Below are 25,539 nucleotides of genomic sequence, written 5' to 3'. Positions count from 1 at the left end.
AAAAGAAGTAACTCACCATTCCACCCTGTTTCATTTTTTAGCAAGCGCCATGGTTGCTCACTGCTCATTCATTTTTTGATTTGAAAAATAAACACCTAATAATCCTCAATTAATTAAATGGTGAAACTTTCGAAGAGGTAGAAGATTTCGTGCTTCAAAATTACTGGGTAGCGCAATAGAAAAAAGCCAAAAATTCATAGCAGCTCATTTCAGGCAATGACTGCTTACTGTTTTCATATCAAGCTTTCAATCTTACTTCGCGCTCCGCTATACAGACATGTTTATGGATTTGTAAATCACTATAGTACTGGTATAGCTCAGGAAATATGGCTAAACCATTTCATAGCTGGTCACATCACGTAACAAAGACTGACAAGACAAGTTTGCATCAGTTCATGTGAATATCCCCCATCATCCTGATCTTCACGATAGCTGTAATAGAGCTTTTGCTCCGCTTCTACTGTTAACGCATCCTCCATCGATTCATGTAAAGCAGCGAACTCTTGTGGATTCAGTGACGCACTCCTAACACCTAAATTGTTCAAGTAATCACTGATAGTCTAGTAATGGACGATGAACTTGATGGAGGCGTCTTAGCGCCCCAGTACAATCAATGTCAGAATAGATTTACCTTCATAGTGAAACATTTTTTTGTTTTCTATACTCGCTATCGCTTGCTCACTTAGTTCATCATTAGGCATATTTTTAGATTATTTTTTCAAATAATCTAATTCCTTATGTACAATAGGCATAATGTTCCGATATACTTGGTTCATTCAAGACGCCGGATGCAAAGGTAAACGCATCTTTTTAAAACCCCATTTTTCTATATAAATTGAAGCAAAGAATTTCTTATAACTAAGCTAACAAAAAATTAAACTGCCTTTCATATATTAGGGGTACATAAATCAGCTAATTATTTTAAATAATCTTTTCTTTTTTCTCTCTTAACATCTTTAACTTACATAGCAAAAAGAGAGTAATAAATATCAGTCAATTCCAATACTTATCCCTCCTACAATTCCATATTCCAAATAAAAAACGTTGGAAAAATATACTTTTACATTATTAAACGAGTAGTCGTATATAAATACATCCGTATGTAAACGTTATTAAAGCGGGTTTGTCATTATAAATACGCATAATAAATATATATTAATTAATATATATTAAAAAATTAACGTCCCCGTTCCGACCCCTAATTAATTTTTTAAAATAATATTGACAGGAGAAACATATACTTTATATTTATAATTGAGTCAATCTTATAATCGCTTTGCTCTTGATTAAGTTAGGTTATAGGATTGAGTCAACAAGTAGTAACTCAAACGAGAGGCGTGATGATTGGGTTGGAAAATAAGCTGAAATTGTATGGCTTTAACAACCTCACCAAAACACTTAGCTTCAACATCTATGATGTGAGCTATGCAAAAAGTGAGCGAGAGCAAAAAGACTATATTGCTTATATTGATGAGCAATATAATTCTGAGCGGCTAACAAATATTCTGTATAACGTAACAGAAATAATTGGGGCGCATGTATTAAATGTGAGTAAACAAGATTACGACCCCCAAGGTGCCAGTGTAACCATACTTATATCGGAGGAGGCTATCCCCGTCGGCCTGATTGATCCGTCTTGCAATCGTGGCGAAGTCGATATTTTGAAGACTCGTGATTCGGTTGTCGGTCATCTGGATAAGAGTCATGTCACGGTGCATACGTATCCGGAGTATCATCCGGATAACTCGATTGCCACTTTCCGTGTTGATATAGAAGTTTCGACATGCGGTGAAATTTCACCATTAAACGCCTTAGATTATTTAATCGGGAGTTTCGACTCCGACATCATTACAACTGATTACCGCATACGCGGATTTACACGCGATGAACGTGGAAAAAAACTGTTTATCGATCATAAAATGACATCCATTCAAGATTATATTGATGAGAACACGATGCTTAAATACGATGCGATTGATGTTAATGTTTATCAATCAAACATTTTCCATACAAAGCTACTTATTAAAGATATTGATTTACAAAACTATTTATTCAACACTGATGTCTATGAAATACCGCCCAAAGAAAGGCTTCAAATTACTAACAACCTGCGCAAAGAAATGATTGAAATCTTCAGTGGCACCAATATATATGATGAGTCAGAGTTGTCGAAATGACGGGATATTCACAAGAAAAAGCCCCGATCATGGAAGCCTTGAATCGGTACAAATCAATGAGGGTCGTCCCTTTCGATGTTCCAGGCCATAAGCGAGGACGTGGAAACGATGCCCTAGCTGCATTTTTAGGTGAGCAGTGTCTAAGTATGGATGTAAACTCCATGCAACCATTGGATAACCTTTGCCATCCTGTTTCTGTCATTCGTGAAGCTGAAGAATTGGCCGCGCAGGCCTTTGGTGCAAAACATGTCTTTTTCATGGTGAATGGCACTACATCAGCTGTCCAAGCAATGGTGATGACCGCATGTAAAGCGGGAGACAAAATCATCATGCCGCGCAACGTGCATCGTAGTGCTATTAATGCACTCATTCTCAGCGGTGCGGTTCCGGTCTATGTAAATCCGGGAGTAAATAGTGAATTAGGAATTCCCTTGGGAATGTCAGTGGAAGATGTGAAGAAGGCCATTTTGGAGAACCCGGATGCGAAAGCAATTCTCATCAACAATCCGACTTATTATGGAATTTGTTCGAATATGAAAGCAATAACGGACCTTGCCCATCAACATAATATGCTTGTACTTGTCGATGAAGCACATGGGACTCATTTCTACTTCGGTGATGATTTACCCGCTTCTGCTATGTCAGTCGGCGCTGATATGGCTTCTGTTAGTATGCACAAATCCGGCGGTTCGCTGACGCAAAGCTCATTTCTTTTAATTAATAATGGAGTCAGTGAAGGTTATACACGGCAAATTATCAATTTGACACAAACGACTAGTGGTTCTTACTTATTGCTCTCATCTTTAGATATTTCACGTAGAAATTTAGCACTTAACGGCACGGAAATATTCAGAAGAGTGACCCAAATGGCGCAATACACTAGAGATGAAATCAATAAAATCGATGGTTATTATGCTTTTTCGAAAGAACTGCTGAACGGTGATACAGTCTTTGACTTTGATGTTACTAAATTGTCCGTGCACACACTCGATATTGGTTTGGCCGGCATAGAAGTATACGATATTCTTCGAGATGAATATGATATCCAAATTGAATTTGGGGATATTGGGAATTTATTGGCCTATATCTCTGTCGGTGATCGACAATTGGACATCGAACGTTTAGTAGCAGCACTTGCCGAAATTAAAAGAAGATATGCCAAAGATAAAAGCGGGTTATTTGATCATGAATACATTACTCCACAAGTCATTTTAACGCCTCAACGCGCATTTTATGCGCCTAAAAGAAAGCTTCCTATTGAGGATAGTTCGGGACAGATTTCAAGTGAATTCGTCATGTGTTACCCCCCAGGTATTCCTATTCTCGCACCTGGTGAACGGATAACAGACGAAATACTCGATTACATTCGCTATTCCAAAGAAAAAGGATGTTTCTTAACAGGGACTGAGGATAGCAAAATTGACTATATTAATGTCGTAAAGGAGTACTAACAATGAATGTATGGTATACGGAAGATCATTCGCCTGGCGTTCGATTTTCAATGAAAGTCGAACAGCATCTTTATTCCGGGAAAAGCGAGTTTCAAAAAATTGATATTCTGCAAACGACAGAATTCGGCAAGGTACTCACCCTAGATGGTTTGGTCATGATCACTGAAAAAGATGAATTCATCTATCATGACATGATTGTACACGTACCCATGGCTACCAATCCAAAGATTAAAAAAGTGTTAGTCATCGGTGCGGGTGACGGAGGTACGGTTCGTGAACTAACCAAATACGACACAATCGAGCACATCGATATGGTCGAAATCGATGAAATGGTCGTCGATGTCTGCGTGGAGTATATCCCACAGACAGCTTCAAAATTGAATGATCCACGGGTCAATTTGTATTTTGAAGACGGACTTAAATTTGTTCGCAACAAAGAAAATGACTATGACCTAATCATCGTTGACTCAACGGATCCATTTGGACCTGGCGAGGGGTTATTCACTAAAGAATTTTACGGCAACTGCTACAAAGCACTACGTGAAGATGGCATTCTAGTCAATCAGCATGAAAGCCCGTTTTACAGCGAAGATGCACTTGGTATGCAAAGAGCACATCAGCGGATCATAGGCTTTTTCCCGATTTGCGATGTCTACCAAGCACATATTCCAACATACCCTTCCGGACACTGGCTGTTTGGATTTGCGTCTAAGAAATTCGATCCGGTTAAGGATCTAGATGCAGCAGCTTGGAACAAACTTGATTTGCACACAAAGTATTACAATACGGAGATCCATGTGGGCTCGTTTGCCCTTCCCAACTACGTAAAGGAGCAATTAAAAGATGTTGAATAAAAATGTAGAGACCTTTATTGGTTGTGACAATGACTACGACGAATCCAGCCTTGTCATTTTCGGGGCACCTTTCGACTCGACGACCTCTTTTAGACCTGGGACACGCTTTGCCAGTAAAACCATGCGTAGTGAATCATTCGGGATTGAGACGTATAGTCCTTATCAAGATAAAGATCTAGAAGATATCGCTGTATTTGACGGCGGGGATTTAGAACTTAGTTTTGGAAATACAGAAAAAGCCTTACAACAAATTGAAGGCTTTACAAAGAGAGTACTAGATGACAACAAGATCCCTTGTATGATTGGTGGCGAACATCTCGTCACTTTAGGCGCGGTTCGTGCTGTTGCTGAAAAACATCCCGATTTGCATGTGATCCAGTTCGATGCGCATGCGGACTTACGTGAAGACTATCTTGGAGAATCATTGTCCCACGCCACTGTCATTCATAGAGTGTGGGATTTGCTAGGCGACGATAAAATCTTCCAATTTGGCATTCGCTCCGGAGATCGCAGTGAATTCCAATGGGGACAAGATCACGTCTATACGAACAAGTTTAACTTCAATGGGCTAGAGCAAGTGATTGAACAACTACAAGGCAAACCGGTTTATTTAACGATTGATCTAGACGTGCTTGACCCTTCTGTCTTCCCTGGAACAGGTACGCCTGAAGCTGGTGGTGTCAGCTTTATGGAGCTGTTACAAGCGATACTACAAGTAACTGAGTTGAACATCGTCGGCTGCGACATCAACGAGCTGTCCCCTATCTATGATCAAAGCGGTGTGTCGACAGCTGTCGCATGTAAAGTGTTACGTGAATTGTTGTTAGCGGTTAATTAAGACGCCATAGCGGGTTCAAAGGAATTCTCTATATCTAACTATAAATATTGTTGAACAAATAGTTCTAACTAATCTCCAGCGAAGGCGCTTAGGAAAGATGTAGTTCAATCCTTTATAAGCGCTGCGCATTGTTGATAGGATTCTTTATGTCGACATATCTATAACAAAAATTATGAAAATGGTGGTGTTTACCTATGGGTAAAGCTTTAATTATTGGTGCTGGCGGAGTAGCTGGCGTAGTTGTGCATAAATGCTGTCAGGTTCCTGACGTATTCGAAGAAATTTGTATCGCAAGTCGTACAGTATCTAAATGTGATGCATTGAAAGAAAAACTAGATGGCGGTCGTACTAAAATTCAAACTGCTCAAGTCGATGCTGACAACGTAGAAGAACTCGTTGAACTCATCAACCGTTTCCAACCGGATATCGTCATTAACGTTGCATTACCGTACCAAGACTTAACAATCATGGACGCGTGTTTGGCAACAGGTGTTGACTACATGGACACAGCAAATTATGAACCACTGGAAACAGCTAAATTTGAATATAGCTGGCAATGGGCGTACCGTGAAAAATTTGAACAAGCTGGTATTACTGCTCTACTTGGCAGTGGCTTCGACCCAGGTGTTACAGGCGTGTTCTCTGCTCATGCGCTTAAACACCATTTCGATGAAATTCATACAATCGATATCGTAGATGCCAACGCTGGCGATCACGGCTATCCGTTTGCAACTAACTTCAACCCTGAAATCAATATTCGTGAAATCACAGCGAACGGTCGTTACTGGGAAAACGGTGAGTTTATCGAAACAGAACCGCTATCTGTCAAACGTGTCTACAACCTACCAGAAATCGGTCCCAAGGATGTCTACTTGCTTTATCATGAAGAATTAGAATCATTGGCGCTCAATATGACGGGCATTAAAAAAATTCGTTTCTGGATGACATTCTCGGAAAACTATCTGAACCACTTAAAAGTACTTGAAAACGTTGGCATGACATCTATCGAACCAATCATGTTTGAAGGGAAAGAAATTGCTCCCCTTCAATTCTTAAAAGCGGTTCTACCTGATCCAGCTTCCCTTGGACCACGTACAAAAGGGAAAACCAATATTGGCTGTATCTTCCAAGGTATCAAAGATGGCGAAGAGAAAACATACTATATCTATAATATTTGTGACCATCAAGAATGTTATGCAGAAGTCGGCTCACAAGCCATTTCCTATACAACAGGCGTTCCAGCTATGATTGGCGCCATGATGATTCTAACAGGTAAATGGAAAAAGCCTGGCGTGCACAACATTGAAGAATTCGATCCAGATCCATTTATGGATGCACTCAACCAATATGGACTACCATGGCAGGAGAGTTTCAATCCTGAATTGATCGACTGAGGAGGGCTAGCTATTGAATATCGATTTGAACGCACTCCCCTCCCCTTGTTATGTAGTGGACGAAGCGTTACTAATTAAAAACCTGGAGAAACTTCAATCTGTTATAGATCGGACAGGTTGCAAAATTCTACTTGCACAAAAAGGATTTTCGATGTTCTCGGTTTATCCCTTAATGGGAAAATACTTGAGTGGTGTAACATCTAGTTCTGTAAACGAAGCCAGACTCGGTTATGAAGAAATGGGCAAAGAAGTTCATACTTACGCCCCAGCTTTTTCGGAAGCAGAGTTTGATGAAATCCTGACGTATTCGGATCATATTGTCTTCAATTCGTTTCAACAATGGAATCAATTCAAAGACAAAGTTACGAACCATTCAAAACAAATTAGTGTCGGGCTTCGTATTAATCCTGAGTACTCTGAAATTGAAGTCGATATGTATAACCCTTGTTTTGCACACTCTCGATTTGGTGTCACATTGGAGAATTTTGAACCAGAACAGCTTGAAGGCATTGACGGATTGCATTTCCATACAATGTGCGAGCAAAATTCCGATACACTATGGCGTACCATTCAGATTGTCGACGAAGAATTTGGGGAATATATTAAAAAGATGAAGTGGATTAACTTTGGTGGTGGGCATCATATCACTAGACCAGATTATGATATTGAAACACTCATTCGTTCAATCCTGTACATGAAGGATAAATACGGAATTGATGTGTATATAGAGCCTGGTGAGGCCGTTGCCCTTAATACAGGCTATCTAGTAGCAACTGTCTTGGACACGCTTCAAAACGGTATGCCAATTGCCATTCTTGATGCTTCGGCAGCTTGCCATATGCCCGACGTATTGGAAATGCCCTACCGTCCGGAAATCATTGGGGCGGGAATGCCGAATGAAAAGGCCCACACCTATCGATTTGGAGGGGCTACTTGCCTAGCCGGGGACGTAATTGGTGATTATTCTTTCGATCAGCCCTTACAGCCTGGTGACAAGCTTGTATTTTGCGACATGGCCCACTATTCAATGGTTAAAAACAATACATTTAACGGCGTTAACTTACCTGCTATTGTATTGAATACTGTAAATGATGGCGTGAAAGTTATTAAACAATTCGGTTATGAGGATTTCAGAAACCGATTATCTTAATCGTAAAAGCCTGCACAACAACTATTTAAATTGTTGTGCAGGTTCTTTTTTTAATTAAGGACTTTCATTTTCACTTTCCTAACGCCCCACTCCATCGCACCATCATAAGATGGAATGAATACATCGATTTTATGTCCTTTAATTGCCCCGCCTGTATCGGCAGCAATTGCTTCACCATAGCCTTCCACCCATACTTTTGTCCCAAGCGGAATCAAATTTGGATCAACTGCAATTACCTTGTGATTAGGATTTGCACGTAAATCAATACCGTAAGCCGTTGTTCCCGAACAACCTTCACAATAAGCTGTATACGCTGTTGCCGTCACGAGTAACTCTTTCTCATTACTTACAGTTGGAGGAGGTGATGGGCTAACTGCTATCTTCTCTTTAGCAGGAGCGGCGGTTTCAACCAACTCTCCATCCCCACTTACAATTAATTCATCACCTGGGTGTATTAATTCCCCTGTCAAGCCATTCCAAGCTAAAAGGGAATCTAATGATATATCATGATTACGTGCAATCCGATATAAATTATCCCCCTCAGTAACTTTATACACTATTGGTTCTGGTTCTAATTCCTTAGAAGATTGAGGAACCTCTACGAGTTCATCACTTTCTTTTGAACTTATGATATCCGACAGGTAGTCTAAAATCGTAAATTCTTCATCCTGCACAACCGTATTTGCAAGAACGGATCCCTGCACTCCTAAATAAGTTGATCCGACAAAAAGTATTGCTAACAAGAAAATCTTTAATTTTAACATGTAATCTCTCCTTTTTTAGTTCTTTCGATCGCTTCTAATCTGCCATCGATAATTGCTTGCAACAAGTATTGCCCCGAAACTCTGAAAAACAAACATTCGAATTAAATAAAAAGATAGCCCATTCCAAAACAATGAAAATTTGTTTTGGAATGGGCTATCTTTGAGATGGTAAGACTCTGTCATTTTGCGTACCATCTATGAACATCTATATCAGTTGCTTACCTGCTGAAATATTGTTCTTTTAACTCGTCTTTAAGGCGTTACAACTTGCCCCCATCGATAATATAGACAACTTCGCCTAACTGCTCGATACCTTGATGATTATGGCTCGTTAGTACAATTGTATTGTCCTGTTCTTTTAAGTGTTTAATCACGATTTTATGATCAGGATTCATACCAACAATTTTCTTCGTTCCTCTGAAATTAACGACACCTATTTTCCCGTTAATTTCCGCAAGGTAGTTATTAACTTTTGAATATCTAGATCATCCTCGACAATTAATATCTTCCATTAATTATCCCCTTTAGTTCATCTCGATTGGCGATTGTAATGGATTTTGCATGGACTTCGTTTTTTTCTATTCAACTCATCAGAAGGTATCTAACTTTCAAGATTTTGTCATCCTACGCATAATCATTTCTACTGTCTACTTAAAAATAATTTCAATAAAATGCTAAAAAATTCTTGTTAATGGAACCTCTTTTGTTTTATTATAAGAAAATAGTATGGAAGCTTTCATACTAAATGGATAGTAAGGAGAGTGGCATGATGAGGAATTACACCAAAGAAGACATTCGAAAATTTGTAGAGGACGACAACGTAAATTTTGTTCGACTGCAATTTACGGATATTTTAGGAATGATTAAAAACGTAGAGATTCCCATCAGCCAGCTCGAAAAAGCACTGGATAATAAGATGATGTTTGATGGATCTTCAATCGAAGGGTTTGTTCGAATTGAGGAATCGGATATGTACCTTATACCGGACCTTAACACTTGGATGGTATTTCCTTGGCCCTCAGGAAAAGGCAGAGTTGCACGGCTCATCTGTGACGTATCTCTGGCCGATGGCTCACCATTTGCGGGTGATCCCCGCGGTAATTTGAAACGAGTATTGAAGGAAATGAAAGAGCTTGGATTCACAGACTTTAATCTTGGACCAGAACCAGAATTCTTTCTATTCAAGCTCGACGAGAATAAGCAACCAACAATGGAATTGAATGACGACGGTGGTTATTTCGACCTTTCACCAATGGATCTTGGTGAAAACTGTCGACGTGATATCGTCCTGGAGCTTGAGGAGATGGGCTTTGAGGTTGAAGCATCTCACCATGAGTGTGCGCCAGGTCAGCACGAAATCGACTTTAAATATGCGGATGTACTCACTGCCTGTGACAATATCCAAACGTTCAAGCTTGTCGTCAAGACCATTGCACGTAAACACGGCTTGCACGCAACATTCATGCCTAAACCGATTTATGGTGTCAGTGGCTCAGGCATGCATTGCAACGTTTCCCTCTTCAAAGATGGTGAGAATGCTTTTGTTGACGAAACAGGTGAACTGATGTTGAGTGAAACAGCTTACCAATTCATGGCTGGTATCCTCGAACATGTTCCTGGTTTTACTGCGGTGACAAATCCGACCGTAAACTCATACAAACGGCTCGTTCCTGGCTACGAAGCGCCCTGCTACATCGCTTGGTCTGCTCAAAATCGTAGCCCACTCATTCGTATTCCAGCTTCCCGGGGTATCAGCACGCGCATTGAAGTGCGCTCTGTTGACTCCGTAGCAAATCCTTATCTTGCAATGGCTGCAATTCTAAAAGCAGGACTAGACGGCATTAAGCGGGAACTAACACCACCCAAACCCGTTGATCGTAATATTTATGAGATGAAACCTTCCGAGCTGAAGGAGCTCGGCATCGGAACATTACCAACAGATCTTGACCATGCACTCATCGCGCTTAGCAAAGATGACGTCATTCAGGAGGCACTTGGCAATCACATCTTCGAAAACTTCATGGCAGAAAAGCAAGTGGAATGGGATAATTATCGAATTACTGTACATCCTTGGGAAATTGAACATTATATGAAGATGTACTGATAAATAAGAAAAGCGCAGGCTACCCGGAGTCTAGTCACTGGGCAAAGTTGGAGAACTTATACTTTGTTATCTGTAAATAGAAGCCAGGCTCTGAGATAACTCAGAACCTAGCCTTTTCATAGTCACCCAAACCGTACGATTTTGATTTTCAAAAATGCCCTCAATGTTGCCCGCTTGACCAATAAATGTAATCTGCATATAAAAACAAGCAAAAAAGAGCAGATCAATGCTCTTTTTTGCTTGTTTCATTTTTTTTAGTAATCCGTAAATCAATTTATCTCCATTTATTCTGCAAAATATAAAGTTGACTATCCAACTTGCCATGGCCGATTAGCGCTAGCTTTCTTTCCTTTCTTACTTGTCCCTAATTGTTCTCTGGTCATGATTTGCGGTTCCATTCCTTTTTCTATTCGCGAACTAAGCTCTCTCGAAAGCGAATAAACATTCGGTGCGCAATAAACGCGTTTAGACTCTAGTTTACAATTTGGACACGCGGTGTGTTCTTTATTGCCTGCCATTGATTTAAAAAACACGGTGAATTGCCCACAGTCAGTGCAATGAAATGTATAACTAGGCAATATTACACCTCCTTAACCTGTCATTTTGGCATAATATTTTTATCGAATATTTTAGTAGGGATTGCAATTGTACAACAAGCATTTGGAACGTCTACTATGCCATTAATTCGACTTTCAACTGGAGCTGTACTAAGTAGCATATATGCCTGTTCTCCTGTATAACCAAGCGTTTTTAAATACTCAATTGCATTCAAGCATGCTCTACGAAAAGCAAGATTAGCATCTAGATAATGTTGTTTTCCATTTCTATCGTCTACTGAAATCCCTTGAAAAACGAGAAAATCATTATAATTTGGATCTACGGGGCCCGGTTGGAACACAGGATTTTCTGTAATTTTATATGTTTCCATACCTCCTTTGATCACCTCTACTTTTAGGTCAATCCACCCTGCCATCTCAATACCGCCACAGAATGTAATTTCCCCATCACCTTGTGAAAAATGAAGATCTCCTACAGATAACTTGGCACCCTTGACAAACACCGGGAAGTAAATTTTCGATCCTTTAGATAAATTTTTTATATCACAGTTACCTCCGTTTTCCCTTGGTGGTACTGTCCTAGCCCCTTCATTAGCCACTCTATCAAACTCTGCACCTTTCAATGTTCCAAGAACTGCGCTTTTCGGATTAGGTGCATTAGCAAGTGTAGGAACACGATCTGGATTAGTCATGATTAACTCTTGTTCTCTTTCATTCCATTTTTGTAATAGCTCCATAGATGGAGCAACCCCTATTAAACCGGGATGAATAATTCCTGCAAACTTCACGCCAGGTATATGTCTGGAAGTCGTATAAATACCCTCAAAATCCCAGATAGATTTGGTTGCCTCTGGGAATTCATCTGTTAAGAAACTTCCTCCATTTTCTCTAGCAAATATTCCATTAAAACCCCATTCTGAATCTTGAAAAGTACCAATATCCAAGATATCAACAACTAATAAGTCCCCCGGCTCAACGCCATTCACATATACCGGTCCGCTTAAAACATGAACGCGTGCTAGATTCACATCTCGGATATCATTAGGACTATCATCATTTTTTATCTGTCCATCTGTCCAATCCTTACATTCCATCCTAAAAGATGTTCCGGGATCTACTGCAAATGCTGCAGGTATATCAGGATGCCAACGATTGTGTCCCGGATGCGCCTGTTCTTCCATTGATTTACTTAAGTCTAGTTTGTACATAGTTTTTGCCATTTAAACTACTCCCCCAGTTTCTAGTAAAGTAATGTATGCGCTTTCATATTATCAAAATTTGACAGTTTAGTCAAATTAGGTGGACTTTTCAATCATTATATCAATTTAGTATTTTTCCACTATTAACTTTAGATAGTGATTTCCTCCACGGTGTAGTAGTACCAGAAGTAATTGGTACTGATCAAAGTCATTTAAATTGTGAAGTGATGAAATCTGATTACTTACATTTTAAAAATTTCATTAAAACTTTTTGACAAACTCTCTAAAGTAATGTAAATTATTCAAGTGCGAACGTTTAGCGTTAAAAATACAACAATATTCGGATTTTGAGGTGTTATTTATGGAAAATGTATTTGATTACGAAGATATTCAATTGATTCCTGCAAAATGTGTGGTAAATAGCCGTTCTGAGTGTGACACATCTGTAATACTTGGCAGGCATACATTTAAAATCCCAGTTGTTCCAGCAAATATGCAAACAATTATTGATGAAAGTGTCGCTATCAAATTAGCTGAAAATGGTTACTTCTATATTATGCATCGTTTTAATCCAGAAAAACGAGCTGACTTTATTAAAGACATGCAGTCACGCAGTTTAATCGCTTCTATTAGCGTGGGTGTGAAAGATGAGGACTATACCTTCATTGTACAACTAGCTGCTGACAAGCTTACACCTGAATTCATTACTATTGATATTGCACATGGTCATTCCAATGCAGTCATAAATATGATTCAACATATTAAAAAACACCTGCCTGAAAGCTTTGTCATTGCAGGCAACGTCGGCACACCAGAAGCCGTACGCGAACTTGAAAATGCCGGTGCAGACGCTACTAAGGTTGGTATTGGACCAGGTAAAGTATGTATTACAAAAATAAAAACCGGCTTCGGTACTGGCGGTTGGCAATTAGCTGCACTTCGTTGGTGTGCAAAAGCTGCTACTAAACCAATTATCGCAGATGGCGGCATACGTACACACGGTGATATCGCCAAATCGGTACGTTTCGGTGCCTCAATGGTCATGATTGGTTCTCTTTTTGCTGGACACGAAGAATCTCCAGGTCAAACCATCGAAAGAGACGGCAAACGTTTCAAAGAATACTTTGGCTCAGCCTCAGAATTCCAAAAAGGCGAAAAGAAAAACGTTGAAGGTAAAAAAATGTATGTCGAATATAAAGGTCCATTAATGGACACTTTAGACGAAATGCAGCAGGATCTACAATCCTCTATCTCCTATGCTGGCGGTAACAAGCTAGACGCCATCCGTACAGTGGATTATGTCATTGTGAAGAACTCCATTTTTAATGGAGATAAAGTGTACTGAAAAATTTATAGCCAACAGCAAACCCAATCAAGAAATTATTTTTCTAGATTGGGTTTGCTATTTGAAGTGATCTCTATTGAATGCAAAAAAGCGGATACTCCCGCTTTAAAAAAATCCATCTTTTAGTTGCAAATTTTGTGTTGTATCCAGTATAACGAGCACTGGGATGAATAGCGTTTTCCATGACCACACGTAAAAAAATGAATCGACGAATATATAGACACCGTTATAATGCAAGATGTCCCCTGTCCAACCAACTGCATAAAACAGCATTCCCACTGCAAATAAGAAAATCGGCCGTTTCCAGATCACTTGTCTACTTTCATTGTCAGATGACGGAGAAACCTGACTTCGTGCACTTTTCGTCATTAAAGAAATCCCTACGCCGGCTATTACAACAAAAAGAGCAGAAGCTTTCCTTTCGAACAATCCAGAAAACTATATCAGCCAATCAAGTCCATTCCTCCTGCTTCTGTGATTATCGTATAGTTCACCATCAGCATGTCAATCATCGCGAGAGACCTTGCACGATTTATGCCTTCAATACGTTGTGACAGCACGACCATATTCATTTCCCCTTCTTTGTTCACGTTATACAAGATGAAACTTTACATTGAAATTATCGTGCCACCTCACTCTTCCTCATCGGTATTTAGAGAAAAATCCACTTTTTGATTATAGTATTTTTCAAGATATTTAATTGATTGAAAGTACCCACAAAAGATTTTAATAAAGTGGATTGTGCAATCGTTTCAAGATAATCAATAGATGCATCGTTTTACTCTAGTTTAGTTGAACCGTTTAGCTTTGCGACTACCAAACTATCTTTGATTGACGACTTGATTAGTTTCAATTTTTAAAGTTGACCATGCTCTATAATAAAATTTAGGCTCGAGAAAGCTGCGAAGTTGATTATTTGATTTCCGCAAATTAATTGTAACAGTCAATTAATTCGCACGAGATATCTACTTAAATTGCCCTTTTATAACAGTAAAAATTAGACATGATTCAGTTTAGGTTTGCTGGACAATATACAAGATAAGAGGTGATGTGATGTCATGACAAAATTAATTCGGATCCTTATCGTCTTCTGTCTTATTTTCCCGCCAATTATCCATGCGAAAACGAATACATCTAGTGTAAAAATAGCTTTTATTCGGGATGGATATTTGTGGGTAAAGATGGATGACAAGGAGGTGAAAATAACTAAAGAGAAAGGGACTTATAATTATCCTCCTCAATGGTCGTTCGACGGAAAAATGCTTCTTTATCAAAAAGAAGTCGCTGGCAATATAATCGATCCGAAAGGAACTTCAAATGAATTATGGATTTATGATGTCGCAACAAAAAAGCATCGTAAAATTTTTTATGACGGCTCTAATCCGAAATGGTCTCCAACAGAGAACATTGTTGCCTTTAGTGCTGGAGGTATATTGAATATATCTAATTTGAAACACTTCTATAATATTGCTTTAGGTGTAAGCGATTATGCATGGCAGCCAGATGGGAAAGGTTTTATCGAGTCATCAAGTGCTTCTATCCGCCCAGACGGCTGGACCCATCCAATTCTTTACACCATTTCTATTGAGGGTTATCAAAACAGAAATTTCTCAACAAATAATGCAAAAAAATTATTTGTAATACCAAAAGAGATAGGAAAAGATGACGTAAAAATCATCTCGATCGATGTGGGTTCGTTTACGTATTCACCAAACAAACAGTGGATAGCTTTTGTCGTATTCCCTACCGCTTCATGGTCGATGGACAGTGATATGCTTTGTGTGATTTCTGTAGACGGCAAAAACTTTGAAGTGATTGACGAGCTCAATCAGGAGGCCATCCTAAAATGGTCTTTCACCGAAAACTTACTCGGTTATATTGCCGGTGGCGGAAGGATTGTCTTTGGATTTAAAAATAAGGATCTAAAAGTTACCGGAATCCCTGCAAATCAAACAGTAATCCTTACACCAAAAAACTATGCTGAAATGGGTTTTACATGGGTAGATAATACTTCATTAATCGTCTCCAGAGTACCGGAAACCGAATGGTCCGATGATGCTAACAAGCGTCCGAAACCGGTTTTGTATCTGTTGTCATTAACCGATTCAAAACAAATACAAATAACAAGACCTCCAAAAGGCCAAGGGGATTTTACCCCCATTTTTTTACCTTCCATAAATAAAATCACTTGGACAAGAAAAAGTGATTTAGTATCTTCAAAAGGTGATTTATGGGTTGCTGATCCAAATGGTGACCATGCAAGAGTATGGGTCCATGATATCTGGCTAGGGATGTATGACTTTTTCCCTTCACAATAAAAGGATAAGCAAAAGCCATCTTTTCAATAAGCGAAAAGATGGCTTTTTAATGGTATGAATAACATAAAACTTTATGAAACTGCCGCTTCCAGTAATAATTCTAAATCTTCTTTAGAGAAATGATAGTTTTCATTACAAAAATGACATTGTGCGTCAGCTTGCCCGTCAGTTTGAATCATATCTTGAATTTCGGCACTACCTAAACTGATAATGGCGTTCGAAATTCTCTCTTCTGAGCATTGACATTGGAATTGAACTGGAATTTCCTCAAGAAACTTCACATTTCCAGCACCTAATACTTGTTCGAGTATTTGCTCTGGTGTCATTCCTTGCTCCACCATTGATGAGATAGGCATGATGTCTTTCAAACGTTCTTCAATCATATGGATGGTCTCATCATCTGTTCCAGGCATCAGTTGAATGATGAAACCTCCTGCTGCCTGAATCGTCTGATCCGGATTTACTAAAACACCTACTCCAACGGAAGATGGTACTTGCTCTGAGTTCACAATATAGGATGTGAAATCATCAGCTATCTCACCTGATACAAGGGGAATATAACCAACAAAGGGCTGTTGCAAGCCGATATCCTTTGAAATGGTAAGTAGTCCATTTGTACCTACGGCTCTTTTCACATCTAGTTTACCTTGATCATTTACATCAAAATGAGTTTGAGGATTTGTAACATACCCTCTAACTTCTCCTTTTGTGTTTGCGTCAACCAAAATCGTTCCAATTGGACCGCCACCGTCAATTTTAATCGATATTTTCTCTTCGCCCTTCAGCATAGCACCTAGTATCACTCCGGCTGTCATGGAACGCCCAAGTGCTACAGATGCAGTTGGCAAAGTATGGTGGCGGCGTTCAGCTTCTCCGACAGTTTCTGTTGTGATTGCTGCATAAGCACGTACCTGATCATTATAGGCAATGGCTTTTACTAAATAATCCTTCATTCCAGTACTTCCTTTCCTTCCTACAGTAGCTCCTGCGCTAGTAAGCGATAGACATTCAAACGTTTCTCTTGCGAATGAGGAATACTACAAATCATTGCTTCATCAAATCCATAACGTGCTTGTTCTTCTTGTAATCGCGCTGCAATTTCCTTCGAAGATCCCACTAAGTGGATTTTACGACTTTCTTTAATCATCATACGATCCATTTCCGTAATCGGATAATCACGGGCTTCTTCAGGCGTCAAAACTTGCCCGACTTTGCCTTTCATAAACAGTAACCTCCAAATATCTTGGGGCATTGCCTCAAACTCAGCTTCTTCTGCTGTTTCAGCTGTTGTCACCATATAGGAAACATTGATTTCTGGTTTCTCCATAAATGCTGAAGGTTGAAAGTTCTTCTTATAAGCCTCCAAAATTGATTCGGACATCTGACCATTAAAAAACTGTGCAAACGAATATCCAACGCCCATACGCCCTGCTTGAATGGCACTATTTCCACTTGACCCCAATAGCCAAGCTTCAGGCAAAACAACTTGCGATGGCGTCGCAATCGTTTTGTTGTATAGGCTATCGCCTGGTACTTCATCGTTGATCAATTGCAAAGCTATATCGAATTTTTCATACATATTGTTCACCATTGGAGGACGCCCTTCGGATAAAGCATAGATGGAATCATTATCCCCTCCTGGTGCTCGCCCTACACCAAAGTCAATCCGACCTGGTGAGAATGCGCTCAGGGTTTTAAACACTTCAGCGAGTTTTAGCGGAGAATAATGCATCATCATTGTGCCACCAGTACCGATCCGAATTTGTTGCGTTTTGGCTGCTAAATGGGCCGCAGTCACTTCGGGAGCTGAACTTGCAAAAGTATTTGTTCCATGATGCTCCGCCATCCACATTCGACGGTACCCTAATTCATCTGCTAAGATAGCAAGATCTTCTGCTTTTCTCAAAGCATCCACTGCATTATTTCCCTTTGTTACGGGTGCCTGATCTAGAACACTTAACCTCATGTCGTTAACTTCCTCTCCTGCTGTACTTTCTCAGGTGTCACATCATTGCCCAGTGGATCCAATACAGTTATACCCGATACTGTATTGAGAACCTGCCCTCGAATTTCACGTAAATAATCTTGCTGTAAGACGGTTTGTTCAACCATTTCAGCATTAGTCAACCCCTCTTCCCTTTGCTTTTTTGCTAATTCATTAATACGGTCTAGACCTTTAATCATCTATATGCCACTTCTTTCATCGTGTATTTGTAGGAAAATGAGGAACCACATATTCGCCTAATTCTTGAATTACTTCTGCCGCCGGGCGTGTACCATTTTTCAAACCTAACATGACATGATTGACTCCAGCATCCTCATAGGCATGTAAATAATCAATTAAAAACTTATACCCCGATCTAAACCCACCTTTTATCGGTTTGGGTGCCTCATTTGGATTCACTGATAAATCAATCGCCAAAGCTTGAGCAAATGGCTTAAAACCGCCCGCTGCTTCTCGCCATCTCTCCACAAGTTTGCGCTGCTCATTGACCCCTTGAGAATAAAATAGCCAACCGTCGGTATTCTTGGCTAGCCACTCAATTGTTTGGCCAGAATAACCCGTTCCAAAAATCGGAATATCAGATAAGAATGGTTTTGGAACTATATCCCCTTGTAGCATTTCTACTCTCTCTGTTTGAATTTGTGGAAATGATTCTTTCCAGACTTTTTTCATTACTACTATAGACTCTCTAAATAGCGCTGCTTTTTCGTTAACATCCACTTTAAATACTGGGAATTCAATGGGCCTGTCACCAGTCGCAACACCCAATAACAATCGCTGATTAGATATTTTATCCAGCGAGGCAGCTGACTTTGCTACGTGAAGCGGGTGACGTAATGTCGTCACAATACTCGAAGTACCAAGTGCAATCTGCTCCGTATGCGCTGCTACGTAGGAAAGAAACACCCATGGGTCATATAGGGCTCCAACATCACCGAAATTCGAATCATAAAGTGGAGAATCTCTGACAAACAAAGAAGCGAACCCTAGAGTTTCCGCCTTTTTCGCAAGTTTCATTTGCTCAGGTACATCCATCACCGGGAAACTTCCTTCATAAGACTCCAAAGGAAATGCTAGCCCAAGCGTTAAAGTATTGTCTTTAAATGTTCGTGCAAAACCATGATGTAATTGGAAATTATCCATGTAGTTACTCTCCTATATTCTTATAAAACCATTCTTTCTTTTATCCATTCCTTTAAGCCTTCTACTTTTTCAGGAAAACGATTAGTTGTTTCTTCGTATAAAGATGCAATGGTCTCACGCTTCAAAACAGTTTTCCAAGTCGATTCAGCTTCATCCATTAAATCCGTCAACAAACAGCATTCTTCTTCTTTTTCTAGTTCAAGCATGTCATCGAGAATACCACTAGGAGAATACAAAGATTGTTGACCTTCTATTGCAAGATATACATCGTACACTCGAATCTCTTCAGGTTTTTTCTTTAATTTAAAGCCACCTTTTACACCCGCGACAGAGGTTATCAGGTCTGCACTCACTAACTTTCTCAATAATTTTTGAAAATAAGTCGGTGAGGTCCCCAACTGCTGACTAATGGCCTCTCCTGGTAATACCGCCCTATCCGGCAACATATTCAGGATTAGAATGGCGTAGACAGATTGTTCAACACCCGTTTTCATCTGCATGATGCCCACCACCTTTTTAAAAGATATTGTTAGTACTTCTAAATCAATACGGATATTCATTATCCACGTTAGTTTAACTTATCAAAACCTGAAAGTAAAATCTTTAGTCTTATTTGTTAGCAGCCAGGTAATCACCTATATTAGATTCTTTAATTTCTATATGCACATACAAAAAATCCCCTCGCTAAACTTTCACGAGGGGATTTACTGCAGTTATTTACTTATAGTCTTCCTTATACAGTTGCCGGTTGAGCAGCCAATGCTTTTGCAACTTCAGCTACTTTTTCAAGGCCTTGTGCAACGATTTGTTCTGCTTGATCTGGCATAGCATTATGTCCTTCAATGATAACTTCTTCAACGGACATACCGAATACGCCACCAAATACATTACGCATATAAGTAGCTGACATTTCCATCGGTGCAGTTTCAGGTGTTGAGTACACACCACCACGTGCATTAAGAAGGATTGCTTTTTTCTCTGGCATTAAGCTGATCATTTGACCTTCTGCGCTATATTTAAATGCATATCCTGCTTGATATACATAGTCAACAAATGTTTGTAATGGTGCTGGAATTGTTAGGTTCCACAATGGGAATGCGAAAACAACTACATCAGCTGCTGTTAAAGCGTCCATTGCTTTTTGTTTAGCCGCAACAAGACGTTGCTCAATGTCAGATAGTTCTTCACCGTTTTGCATTTTTCCAAATGCGTTGAACAAGTCTTGACCGAAGTAAGGCATATCTTCTGCGAACACGTCAAACGTTGTGATGTTAAGTTTTTTTGCATCCTGTACGTTTTCCATAAATGTTTCATACATTTTGCTTGAGATTGCTTCTGAAGCTGGGCGGTTATTTGCTTTGACTACTAAAATATTCATTCTTATTATTCCTCCAAATGGTTTTCTTTTCTGTGTCCATCTGCTTACCTTGGCTCACTAAAAGTTATTCTAGCATACACATTAGCTTGAAATCTAGCAATTCGACTTCCGTGCTTTTTAAACTGTATCTTTTAGAAATCATTCCCTTTTGAAGGGCGCTCGATACTAACATTTAGCGGCATCCTTACTGTTTTATAAGCGGCTGACATTGGATAAGATTTATTGAGAAAGAAAGAAGCTGGATTAGCTTGTTCACATAAAAATCGACACAGCACTATATACCAATAACAACGCCATCACAATATTAAATTGCTTTCTATATGTCGATAAAAACTTTTGAAAGACAGAGCCAAAGAGACTCCAGCTACCCGTACTCAACATACCGACGAAACCTAAAAATAAGGAAAGCAGCCACAAGCTACTATGTGAAGTATGGTACGGAAGGATGAACGTCGCAACGACCGTAATGCCATATAAAATACCCTTCGGATTAACAAATTGCAGTAGCATCCCAGCCAAAAAGCTATTATATTTGCCTCCATCATCCCCATTACCATTAGTGGTACTCCTAATAATTTTAAATGCCAAATATAGCATATAACCTGCACCGAGAATCATCATCGGCAATTCAATTTTCGGGATAATATTATGGAGCATAAGATTAAAATAGCTCGACAAGATCATGATGACAAAGAAACCCGCCCCTACACCTAAACAGAAGCGAAGTGTCTTCTTAAATCCATATTGATTCGCAAATAACATCGCCATAATATTATTTGGACCTGGTGTAAAACTCATAACAAACACATATAACAAGAATGTGATAACTGGCAAAAAGGCCATCCCCCTGACTGATATGTTATACTGTCTAAAATAGACGGTATAACGTTTTGTTTTATTGTACAATTCAGACGTTATATTGTACAGAAGAAATTGGGGTGTCTGTATGCAAGAAATCCATCTTGTCATTGCAAAGAATTTAAAATCGTTAAGAGAAAGTAAAAAGTTAAGTCTTGAAAAGGTAGCTGAACTAACTGGAGTCAGCAAAACGATGATTGGTCAAATTGAACGTGGAGAGTCAGCCCCAACCATTACAACCATCTGGAAAATAGCCAATGGCTTAAAGATTTCTTTCACATCACTCATCAATAACCCACAGCCGGATACAATTGTAGTGTCTAAAAATGATATTCAAGTCTTATCTGAAGACGATGGAAAATATCGAGTCTATCCCCATTTTCCATTTGAAGATGACAAACGCTTTGAGATCTATACTGTGGAAATCGATCCAGGTGGATTTCTAAGTGCGGATGCACATATGGACGCAACCGAGGAGTTGTTAACGGTTTTTGACGGAGAGTTATCGATTCGCGTCAATAATGAAGAATACAACGTAGGAAGTGGTGATTCCATCCGCTTCAAGGCTGACAGGTATCATAGCTATCAAAATCCAGGGAAAATAGTGACGCGTTTAAGCATGGTTTTGTATTACCCTAACTAGAAAAAGACCTTCCTATAAGCCGGTGATTATCGACTTGTAGGAGGATCCTATGGCAACACTGCGGCAATTAACCTACCCTTACCTTCTATTGGAAACTTGCAAGTAAATTGTAATTATTTTTCGTTAATCACCTATATACTTCCTTTAGGCCCAACTTAACGTCGTTAAATGCATCTTCATGTTGCTGATTTACAAGCTTAGGAAATTTTTTAGGAATAAAAAACGTAACTCAAGTGTCTCACTGCTTTCCACCGATAAATGTCCTCCTACCTACTCAAAATCAAAAAATATTAGGATACTTTGAGCTTTGTCACCGGAAGGATATTGATCATGGTACTTGGTATATATGCCTACTAAATCCTTAATCTTAACATCTAAGCCAATCTCTTCTTTGACCTCTCTAATAGCAGTTTCCTTAGCAGACTCACCTAATTCCATAGCTCCACCAGGAAATCCTAACGCATTTCGGTCACTTCTTCTTTGCAATAAAATCTCGCCCTGGTGATTTGTTATGCATCCCCCTGCAAAATTCAAAAATATTTTATGTCGTCCAACCTTACTTCTAATCCATTTCAAATAATCCATAGTCATACTCACTGCTAACTAATTTTAGTTTTTGGGATTAAGCTACTATTGCAATTATCAATGATGTACTTCGAAAATCTCAAAACCGCTTCCATTCGCTCCCTATCAGAGGAAGAGCTTTCCCGCTTTGCACCATTCCGAATGTCTATGGCTTCCTGAATAATTGGATGCCACTCCTCCGGCAGATGAAGTAATGCGTATTCACCAGCATCCAGCTTTGAAATGATGCCGTGTTCCTTCAAGGTATAATATTGACGCAACAGTCCGAGGACGGACCATTCGATTTCATCATCAATTTCTTTGGCCAGTAGTTGAGGCATGTCCTCCATCGCAAGTTCTATTTTTTGAATTCGCCCTGTCCAGTACGAATTCATATTTTCGACTACATACGAAATTAGATGTTGTGTATTTATTTTAAAATTAAGTGAGGTTGGTTCAGGCCCTAGAATGTTGATGCCATTCGTTTTCAAAATCCACCAAGAGATGGCGTTATAATGAACGCCATACCCCAACTTCCCGCCATTATAAAAAGGGTAATTAGTTTCCACGGCTTCCAATTTACCAATATCCGCCCACATCAAATAGACACCATCCATCTCTGGCTTTGGGTATGTGTTCGCTATTGTTCTATGGATTTCCGATAGAACCCGCATCTCTCGCTCCGACAGACGACGATTGATTATCGCTATAAAATCAATATCACTTGAACCATCCACATAAGCATCCAATGCAATAGAGCCTTGAAGATAAAAGCCTTCAAGGCTATTTGGTAAACGTTCATGGAGCATAGAAATATATTTATCTAGAACTTTTTCCACATCAACTGGTAGTTTACCCATTAAGCTCTCTCCCTTACTTCATATGTCTCAAGTAAACAACTTCTCCACTTTTGGTTACATCAAAAATTGGGTGATCTGCCGCATACAAAATGGTTGCAACATTGTTATGATTCGCTCCTTCAAAGTATAGCCCAAACTGATTATTATCCGGATAACCATATATATAACAAACCACTTTTCCATCCTTCACAAAAACAATCTGATTCATGCCCTCGCTAACTGTTTCACTTATATCATCCCATTGATACCCTATGGTTTCATAAATGACTTCCTTTGAAACAAATGGCGTAAACGAATACACCTCATCCCATTCAAATTGTGTGAATGTTGTCAAATCTACTTCGCCATCAACTACTTTTTCTGCTAAAACTTTACCTTTAAGCAGCTCTAAATTGGTGTCCCATAAATCTTTCTTAAATAGATTGATTGCTAGTAAAAGTACACAAACTAGTAACAAGATTGAAATCACAGTGAACTTACTATTTTTCATGGTCTAATCACATCTCCCATTAAAAGGACGATTCACAAAACGGAAGGTTCGAATTGATATTCATTGATAAAAAAGGGCCAAGCCCTGAGTAACCCCAGAACTCGGACCTTTTCACTTGCTAACTCTACATACATATACCAAAGATCCACTTTTCTCATTCAGCTCGTTTTTATCCCAATCACCGTATACTTGTACAATCTCAAACCCATTCCCTGTAAGCATTCTTTCCATTTCCAGTGGATATGAATTGCGGAGAGAAATACCATCTTGCTCTTTTGCTATTAAAGCTTCACTTTGATAAATATATCGATCCGTATGACAATGTAAGATTTGCGTCATCGCTTCGTATTCATCACGATGATACTCCATGATTTGATCTCCATTTTTATCACTATACGTTTGCTCATACTCATCGACAGCTGCCAACTCATGTAATAAAGGATTTCTAGTGTCAAAAATAAAAATTCCATCCTCTACTAAATGCTGTCGGACAGATTGCAACAATGCATCTTGTACCTCATTCGTCAAAAAATGTTGAAAGGAATTCCCAGTCATAAATATAAGCGAACTTTTCACCGGCAAAGTCAACTTCGTACAATCCTGTAGTAAAAACTCAATCGACACCTTGTGCTCACTCGCCTTTTGTTTTGCTCGCTCCAACATACCCTTATGGAGGTCAACGCCAATCATTTGAAATCCACGTTTGGCCAACGGTATTGTGAGCCTGCCTGTCCCGCACGCCAATTCAATTATCGTTTGACTGGACTTAGCCCATTCAACAATCATGGCTAAATCCTTCTGATATCCTTCATATAGATGATCATACATTTCAGGATCGGCATATTTCTCCATGTTTTCTTCAAATATATTCCTGGTCATGCATCATTCCCTCTTCCATTGTGTATGTATCAAAACTGTGATAGAAAGAGCGGCCTTGAATCTTACTTTCGCATCAACTTAGTTGTTTTCTTCTTATCAAACCGCTCATTTTACACAATACACACAATCATACAATGATTTACTTAATTTATACATATTAACGGTAAACAATGCACGGTCAATACACCAAGGTACCGAGGCAAGGATATAAGTCTATTACTATACTAGTACTTCCCTATTTTTTTCTAATCTCCTGCTAGTCCTTATTTTGCTTTAAGACTAAAAAGAATAAGTATAATTCCAGCAAAAAGACAAATCATTCGAGTGAGTGAGATCTTTTCAGCCAGACCAAATAATGCGACCCCTGTCGTAATGATTAGAACAACAGGACCAACTAGAGCAAGCAGCGTGTTAATATAAAAGGCTTTTTCTAAATCATTAAATTTATACATCAGCATCGCAGCCGTGATATCTACACTTCCCGAAAAGATTCTTAATATAATTATCGTCAAAAGTGCTTTTTCAATCAATCATACAGACCCCTTTCCTTCGGTATTTCTTTATTCAC

General features: G+C 39.2%; 29 protein-coding genes and 1 pseudogene. 10 read left to right on the top strand and 20 right to left on the bottom strand.

All coding sequences use genetic code 11. The features are described from left to right. Positions 1 to 350: 350 nt before the first annotated feature. The gene (locus tag ACIQ0H_RS15925) at positions 351 to 545 is read right to left on the bottom strand and encodes a DUF2600 family protein (protein WP_403416728.1); all 195 of its coding nucleotides are present in this window, start codon (positions 543 to 545) and stop codon (positions 351 to 353) included. 795 nt (positions 546 to 1,340) lie between these two features. Here ACIQ0H_RS15925 and speD point away from each other — a divergent pair. The 6 genes from speD to nspC all read left to right on the top strand — a co-directional run bounded on the left by speD (position 1,341) and on the right by nspC (position 7,864). Beyond that, positions 1,341 to 2,177 (top strand): adenosylmethionine decarboxylase, encoded by an 837-nt coding sequence (gene speD / locus ACIQ0H_RS15920; protein WP_403417169.1) that lies wholly within the window; start codon positions 1,341 to 1,343, stop codon positions 2,175 to 2,177. Further along, positions 2,174 to 3,628, top strand: coding sequence for an aminotransferase class I/II-fold pyridoxal phosphate-dependent enzyme (locus ACIQ0H_RS15915; RefSeq protein ID WP_403416725.1), 1,455 nt, complete (start codon positions 2,174 to 2,176; stop codon positions 3,626 to 3,628). The genes speD and ACIQ0H_RS15915 overlap by 4 nt, the downstream gene beginning before the upstream one ends. Before the next feature lie 2 nt (positions 3,629 to 3,630). Continuing rightward, positions 3,631 to 4,482: a polyamine aminopropyltransferase gene (gene speE / locus ACIQ0H_RS15910; protein ID WP_403416722.1), complete on the top strand. Its 852-nt coding sequence runs from the start codon at positions 3,631 to 3,633 to the stop codon at positions 4,480 to 4,482. Then, positions 4,472 to 5,320, top strand: coding sequence for an agmatinase (speB, locus tag ACIQ0H_RS15905; RefSeq protein WP_403416719.1), 849 nt, complete (start codon positions 4,472 to 4,474; stop codon positions 5,318 to 5,320). The genes speE and speB overlap by 11 nt, the downstream gene beginning before the upstream one ends. Positions 5,321 to 5,514: 194 nt before the next feature. Next, positions 5,515 to 6,714 (top strand): saccharopine dehydrogenase family protein, encoded by a 1,200-nt coding sequence (locus ACIQ0H_RS15900; RefSeq protein WP_403416716.1) that lies wholly within the window; start codon positions 5,515 to 5,517, stop codon positions 6,712 to 6,714. A gap of 13 nt (positions 6,715 to 6,727) precedes the next feature. Beyond that, positions 6,728 to 7,864 carry a carboxynorspermidine decarboxylase gene (gene nspC / locus ACIQ0H_RS15895; RefSeq protein WP_403416714.1) on the top strand — a complete coding sequence of 379 codons (1,137 nt, stop codon included), beginning with the start codon at positions 6,728 to 6,730 and terminating at the stop codon, positions 7,862 to 7,864. Between the two features lie 50 nt (positions 7,865 to 7,914). On the opposite strand, the gene ACIQ0H_RS15890 is transcribed toward nspC, so the two are convergent. Further along, on the bottom strand, positions 7,915 to 8,628 hold the full coding sequence (locus tag ACIQ0H_RS15890; RefSeq protein WP_403416711.1) for a 3D domain-containing protein: 714 nt from the start codon (positions 8,626 to 8,628) through the stop codon (positions 7,915 to 7,917). Positions 8,629 to 8,888: 260 nt separating this feature from the next. Next, positions 8,889 to 9,023 carry a hypothetical protein gene (locus ACIQ0H_RS15885; protein ID WP_403416708.1) on the bottom strand — a complete coding sequence of 45 codons (135 nt, stop codon included), beginning with the start codon at positions 9,021 to 9,023 and terminating at the stop codon, positions 8,889 to 8,891. Between the two features lie 374 nt (positions 9,024 to 9,397). On the opposite strand from ACIQ0H_RS15885, the gene glnA reads away from it, so the two are divergent. After that, a complete protein-coding gene (gene glnA, locus ACIQ0H_RS15880; protein ID WP_403416705.1) occupies positions 9,398 to 10,732 on the top strand; it encodes a type I glutamate--ammonia ligase in 1,335 nt (444 codons plus the stop codon). 66 nt (positions 10,733 to 10,798) lie between these two features. Here the strand turns inward: glnA and ACIQ0H_RS15875 are convergent, their stop codons facing one another. The 3 genes from ACIQ0H_RS15875 to fmdA are packed head-to-tail and all read right to left on the bottom strand — an operon-like array spanning position 10,799 to position 12,509. After that, positions 10,799 to 10,981, bottom strand: coding sequence for a hypothetical protein (locus ACIQ0H_RS15875; RefSeq protein ID WP_403416703.1), 183 nt, complete (start codon positions 10,979 to 10,981; stop codon positions 10,799 to 10,801). A 59-nt stretch (positions 10,982 to 11,040) separates the two neighbouring features. Further along, positions 11,041 to 11,310: an FmdB family zinc ribbon protein gene (locus ACIQ0H_RS15870; protein ID WP_403416700.1), complete on the bottom strand. Its 270-nt coding sequence runs from the start codon at positions 11,308 to 11,310 to the stop codon at positions 11,041 to 11,043. A gap of 20 nt (positions 11,311 to 11,330) precedes the next feature. Next, positions 11,331 to 12,509 carry a formamidase gene (gene fmdA / locus ACIQ0H_RS15865; protein WP_403416697.1) on the bottom strand — a complete coding sequence of 393 codons (1,179 nt, stop codon included), beginning with the start codon at positions 12,507 to 12,509 and terminating at the stop codon, positions 11,331 to 11,333. A gap of 340 nt (positions 12,510 to 12,849) precedes the next feature. Between fmdA and guaC the strand changes: the two genes are divergently transcribed. Further along, positions 12,850 to 13,833 (top strand): GMP reductase, encoded by a 984-nt coding sequence (guaC, locus tag ACIQ0H_RS15860; RefSeq protein ID WP_403416695.1) that lies wholly within the window; start codon positions 12,850 to 12,852, stop codon positions 13,831 to 13,833. A gap of 105 nt (positions 13,834 to 13,938) precedes the next feature. Here the strand turns inward: guaC and ACIQ0H_RS15855 are convergent, their stop codons facing one another. After that, positions 13,939 to 14,202, bottom strand: a complete 264-nt coding sequence (locus ACIQ0H_RS15855; RefSeq protein WP_403416693.1) for a hypothetical protein — start codon at positions 14,200 to 14,202, stop codon at positions 13,939 to 13,941. 74 nt (positions 14,203 to 14,276) lie between these two features. Further along, positions 14,277 to 14,423: a hypothetical protein gene (locus tag ACIQ0H_RS15850; protein ID WP_403416690.1), complete on the bottom strand. Its 147-nt coding sequence runs from the start codon at positions 14,421 to 14,423 to the stop codon at positions 14,277 to 14,279. A 468-nt stretch (positions 14,424 to 14,891) separates the two neighbouring features. On the opposite strand from ACIQ0H_RS15850, the gene ACIQ0H_RS15845 reads away from it, so the two are divergent. Continuing rightward, positions 14,892 to 16,151 (top strand): TolB-like translocation protein, encoded by a 1,260-nt coding sequence (locus ACIQ0H_RS15845; RefSeq protein ID WP_403416688.1) that lies wholly within the window; start codon positions 14,892 to 14,894, stop codon positions 16,149 to 16,151. A 71-nt stretch (positions 16,152 to 16,222) separates the two neighbouring features. Here ACIQ0H_RS15845 and hslO read toward each other — a convergent pair whose 3' ends face one another. From hslO to ACIQ0H_RS15810, 7 genes are all read right to left on the bottom strand, one after another. After that, positions 16,223 to 17,104 carry an Hsp33 family molecular chaperone HslO gene (gene hslO, locus ACIQ0H_RS15840; RefSeq protein WP_403416685.1) on the bottom strand — a complete coding sequence of 294 codons (882 nt, stop codon included), beginning with the start codon at positions 17,102 to 17,104 and terminating at the stop codon, positions 16,223 to 16,225. Positions 17,105 to 17,124: 20 nt separating this feature from the next. Beyond that, positions 17,125 to 18,117: an MsnO8 family LLM class oxidoreductase gene (locus ACIQ0H_RS15835; RefSeq protein ID WP_403416683.1), complete on the bottom strand. Its 993-nt coding sequence runs from the start codon at positions 18,115 to 18,117 to the stop codon at positions 17,125 to 17,127. Then, on the bottom strand, positions 18,114 to 18,335 hold the full coding sequence (locus ACIQ0H_RS15830; protein ID WP_403416680.1) for a DUF896 domain-containing protein: 222 nt from the start codon (positions 18,333 to 18,335) through the stop codon (positions 18,114 to 18,116). The genes ACIQ0H_RS15835 and ACIQ0H_RS15830 overlap by 4 nt, the downstream gene beginning before the upstream one ends. A 16-nt stretch (positions 18,336 to 18,351) precedes the next feature. Next, positions 18,352 to 19,299: an LLM class oxidoreductase gene (locus tag ACIQ0H_RS15825; RefSeq protein WP_403416679.1), complete on the bottom strand. Its 948-nt coding sequence runs from the start codon at positions 19,297 to 19,299 to the stop codon at positions 18,352 to 18,354. 20 nt (positions 19,300 to 19,319) lie between these two features. After that, complete coding sequence (locus tag ACIQ0H_RS15820; RefSeq protein WP_403416677.1) at positions 19,320 to 19,799, bottom strand: Rrf2 family transcriptional regulator; 480 nt, start codon at positions 19,797 to 19,799, stop codon at positions 19,320 to 19,322. A gap of 233 nt (positions 19,800 to 20,032) precedes the next feature. Beyond that, positions 20,033 to 20,677, bottom strand: a complete 645-nt coding sequence (locus ACIQ0H_RS15815; protein ID WP_403416675.1) for an FMN-dependent NADH-azoreductase — start codon at positions 20,675 to 20,677, stop codon at positions 20,033 to 20,035. Positions 20,678 to 20,929: 252 nt separating this feature from the next. Then, the gene (locus tag ACIQ0H_RS15810; protein WP_403416673.1) at positions 20,930 to 21,511 is read right to left on the bottom strand and encodes a LysE family transporter; all 582 of its coding nucleotides are present in this window, start codon (positions 21,509 to 21,511) and stop codon (positions 20,930 to 20,932) included. Between the two features lie 112 nt (positions 21,512 to 21,623). Between ACIQ0H_RS15810 and ACIQ0H_RS15805 the strand changes: the two genes are divergently transcribed. Further along, positions 21,624 to 22,178, top strand: coding sequence for a helix-turn-helix domain-containing protein (locus ACIQ0H_RS15805; protein WP_403416671.1), 555 nt, complete (start codon positions 21,624 to 21,626; stop codon positions 22,176 to 22,178). 127 nt (positions 22,179 to 22,305) lie between these two features. Here the strand turns inward: ACIQ0H_RS15805 and ACIQ0H_RS15800 are convergent. From ACIQ0H_RS15800 to ACIQ0H_RS15780, 5 genes and pseudogenes are all read right to left on the bottom strand, one after another. Then, positions 22,306 to 22,763, bottom strand: a pseudogene (locus ACIQ0H_RS15800) (NUDIX hydrolase). Between the two features lie 14 nt (positions 22,764 to 22,777). Beyond that, positions 22,778 to 23,602 carry an aminoglycoside adenylyltransferase domain-containing protein gene (locus tag ACIQ0H_RS15795; RefSeq protein ID WP_403416669.1) on the bottom strand — a complete coding sequence of 275 codons (825 nt, stop codon included), beginning with the start codon at positions 23,600 to 23,602 and terminating at the stop codon, positions 22,778 to 22,780. A 13-nt stretch (positions 23,603 to 23,615) separates the two neighbouring features. Next, positions 23,616 to 24,092 (bottom strand): hypothetical protein, encoded by a 477-nt coding sequence (locus ACIQ0H_RS15790; protein ID WP_403416667.1) that lies wholly within the window; start codon positions 24,090 to 24,092, stop codon positions 23,616 to 23,618. A gap of 111 nt (positions 24,093 to 24,203) precedes the next feature. Further along, positions 24,204 to 24,971 carry a class I SAM-dependent methyltransferase gene (locus ACIQ0H_RS15785; protein ID WP_403416664.1) on the bottom strand — a complete coding sequence of 256 codons (768 nt, stop codon included), beginning with the start codon at positions 24,969 to 24,971 and terminating at the stop codon, positions 24,204 to 24,206. A 263-nt stretch (positions 24,972 to 25,234) separates the two neighbouring features. Continuing rightward, a complete protein-coding gene (locus ACIQ0H_RS15780; protein ID WP_403416662.1) occupies positions 25,235 to 25,501 on the bottom strand; it encodes a YqhV family protein in 267 nt (88 codons plus the stop codon). Positions 25,502 to 25,539 lie beyond the last annotated feature (38 nt).

This window comes from Sporosarcina sp. NPDC096371 (assembly GCF_044762865.1).
Taxonomy (GTDB): domain Bacteria; phylum Bacillota; class Bacilli; order Bacillales_A; family Planococcaceae; genus Sporosarcina.
The sequence above is the reverse complement of the archived record's forward strand: the minus strand, read 5'-3'. Positions and strand labels throughout refer to the sequence as shown.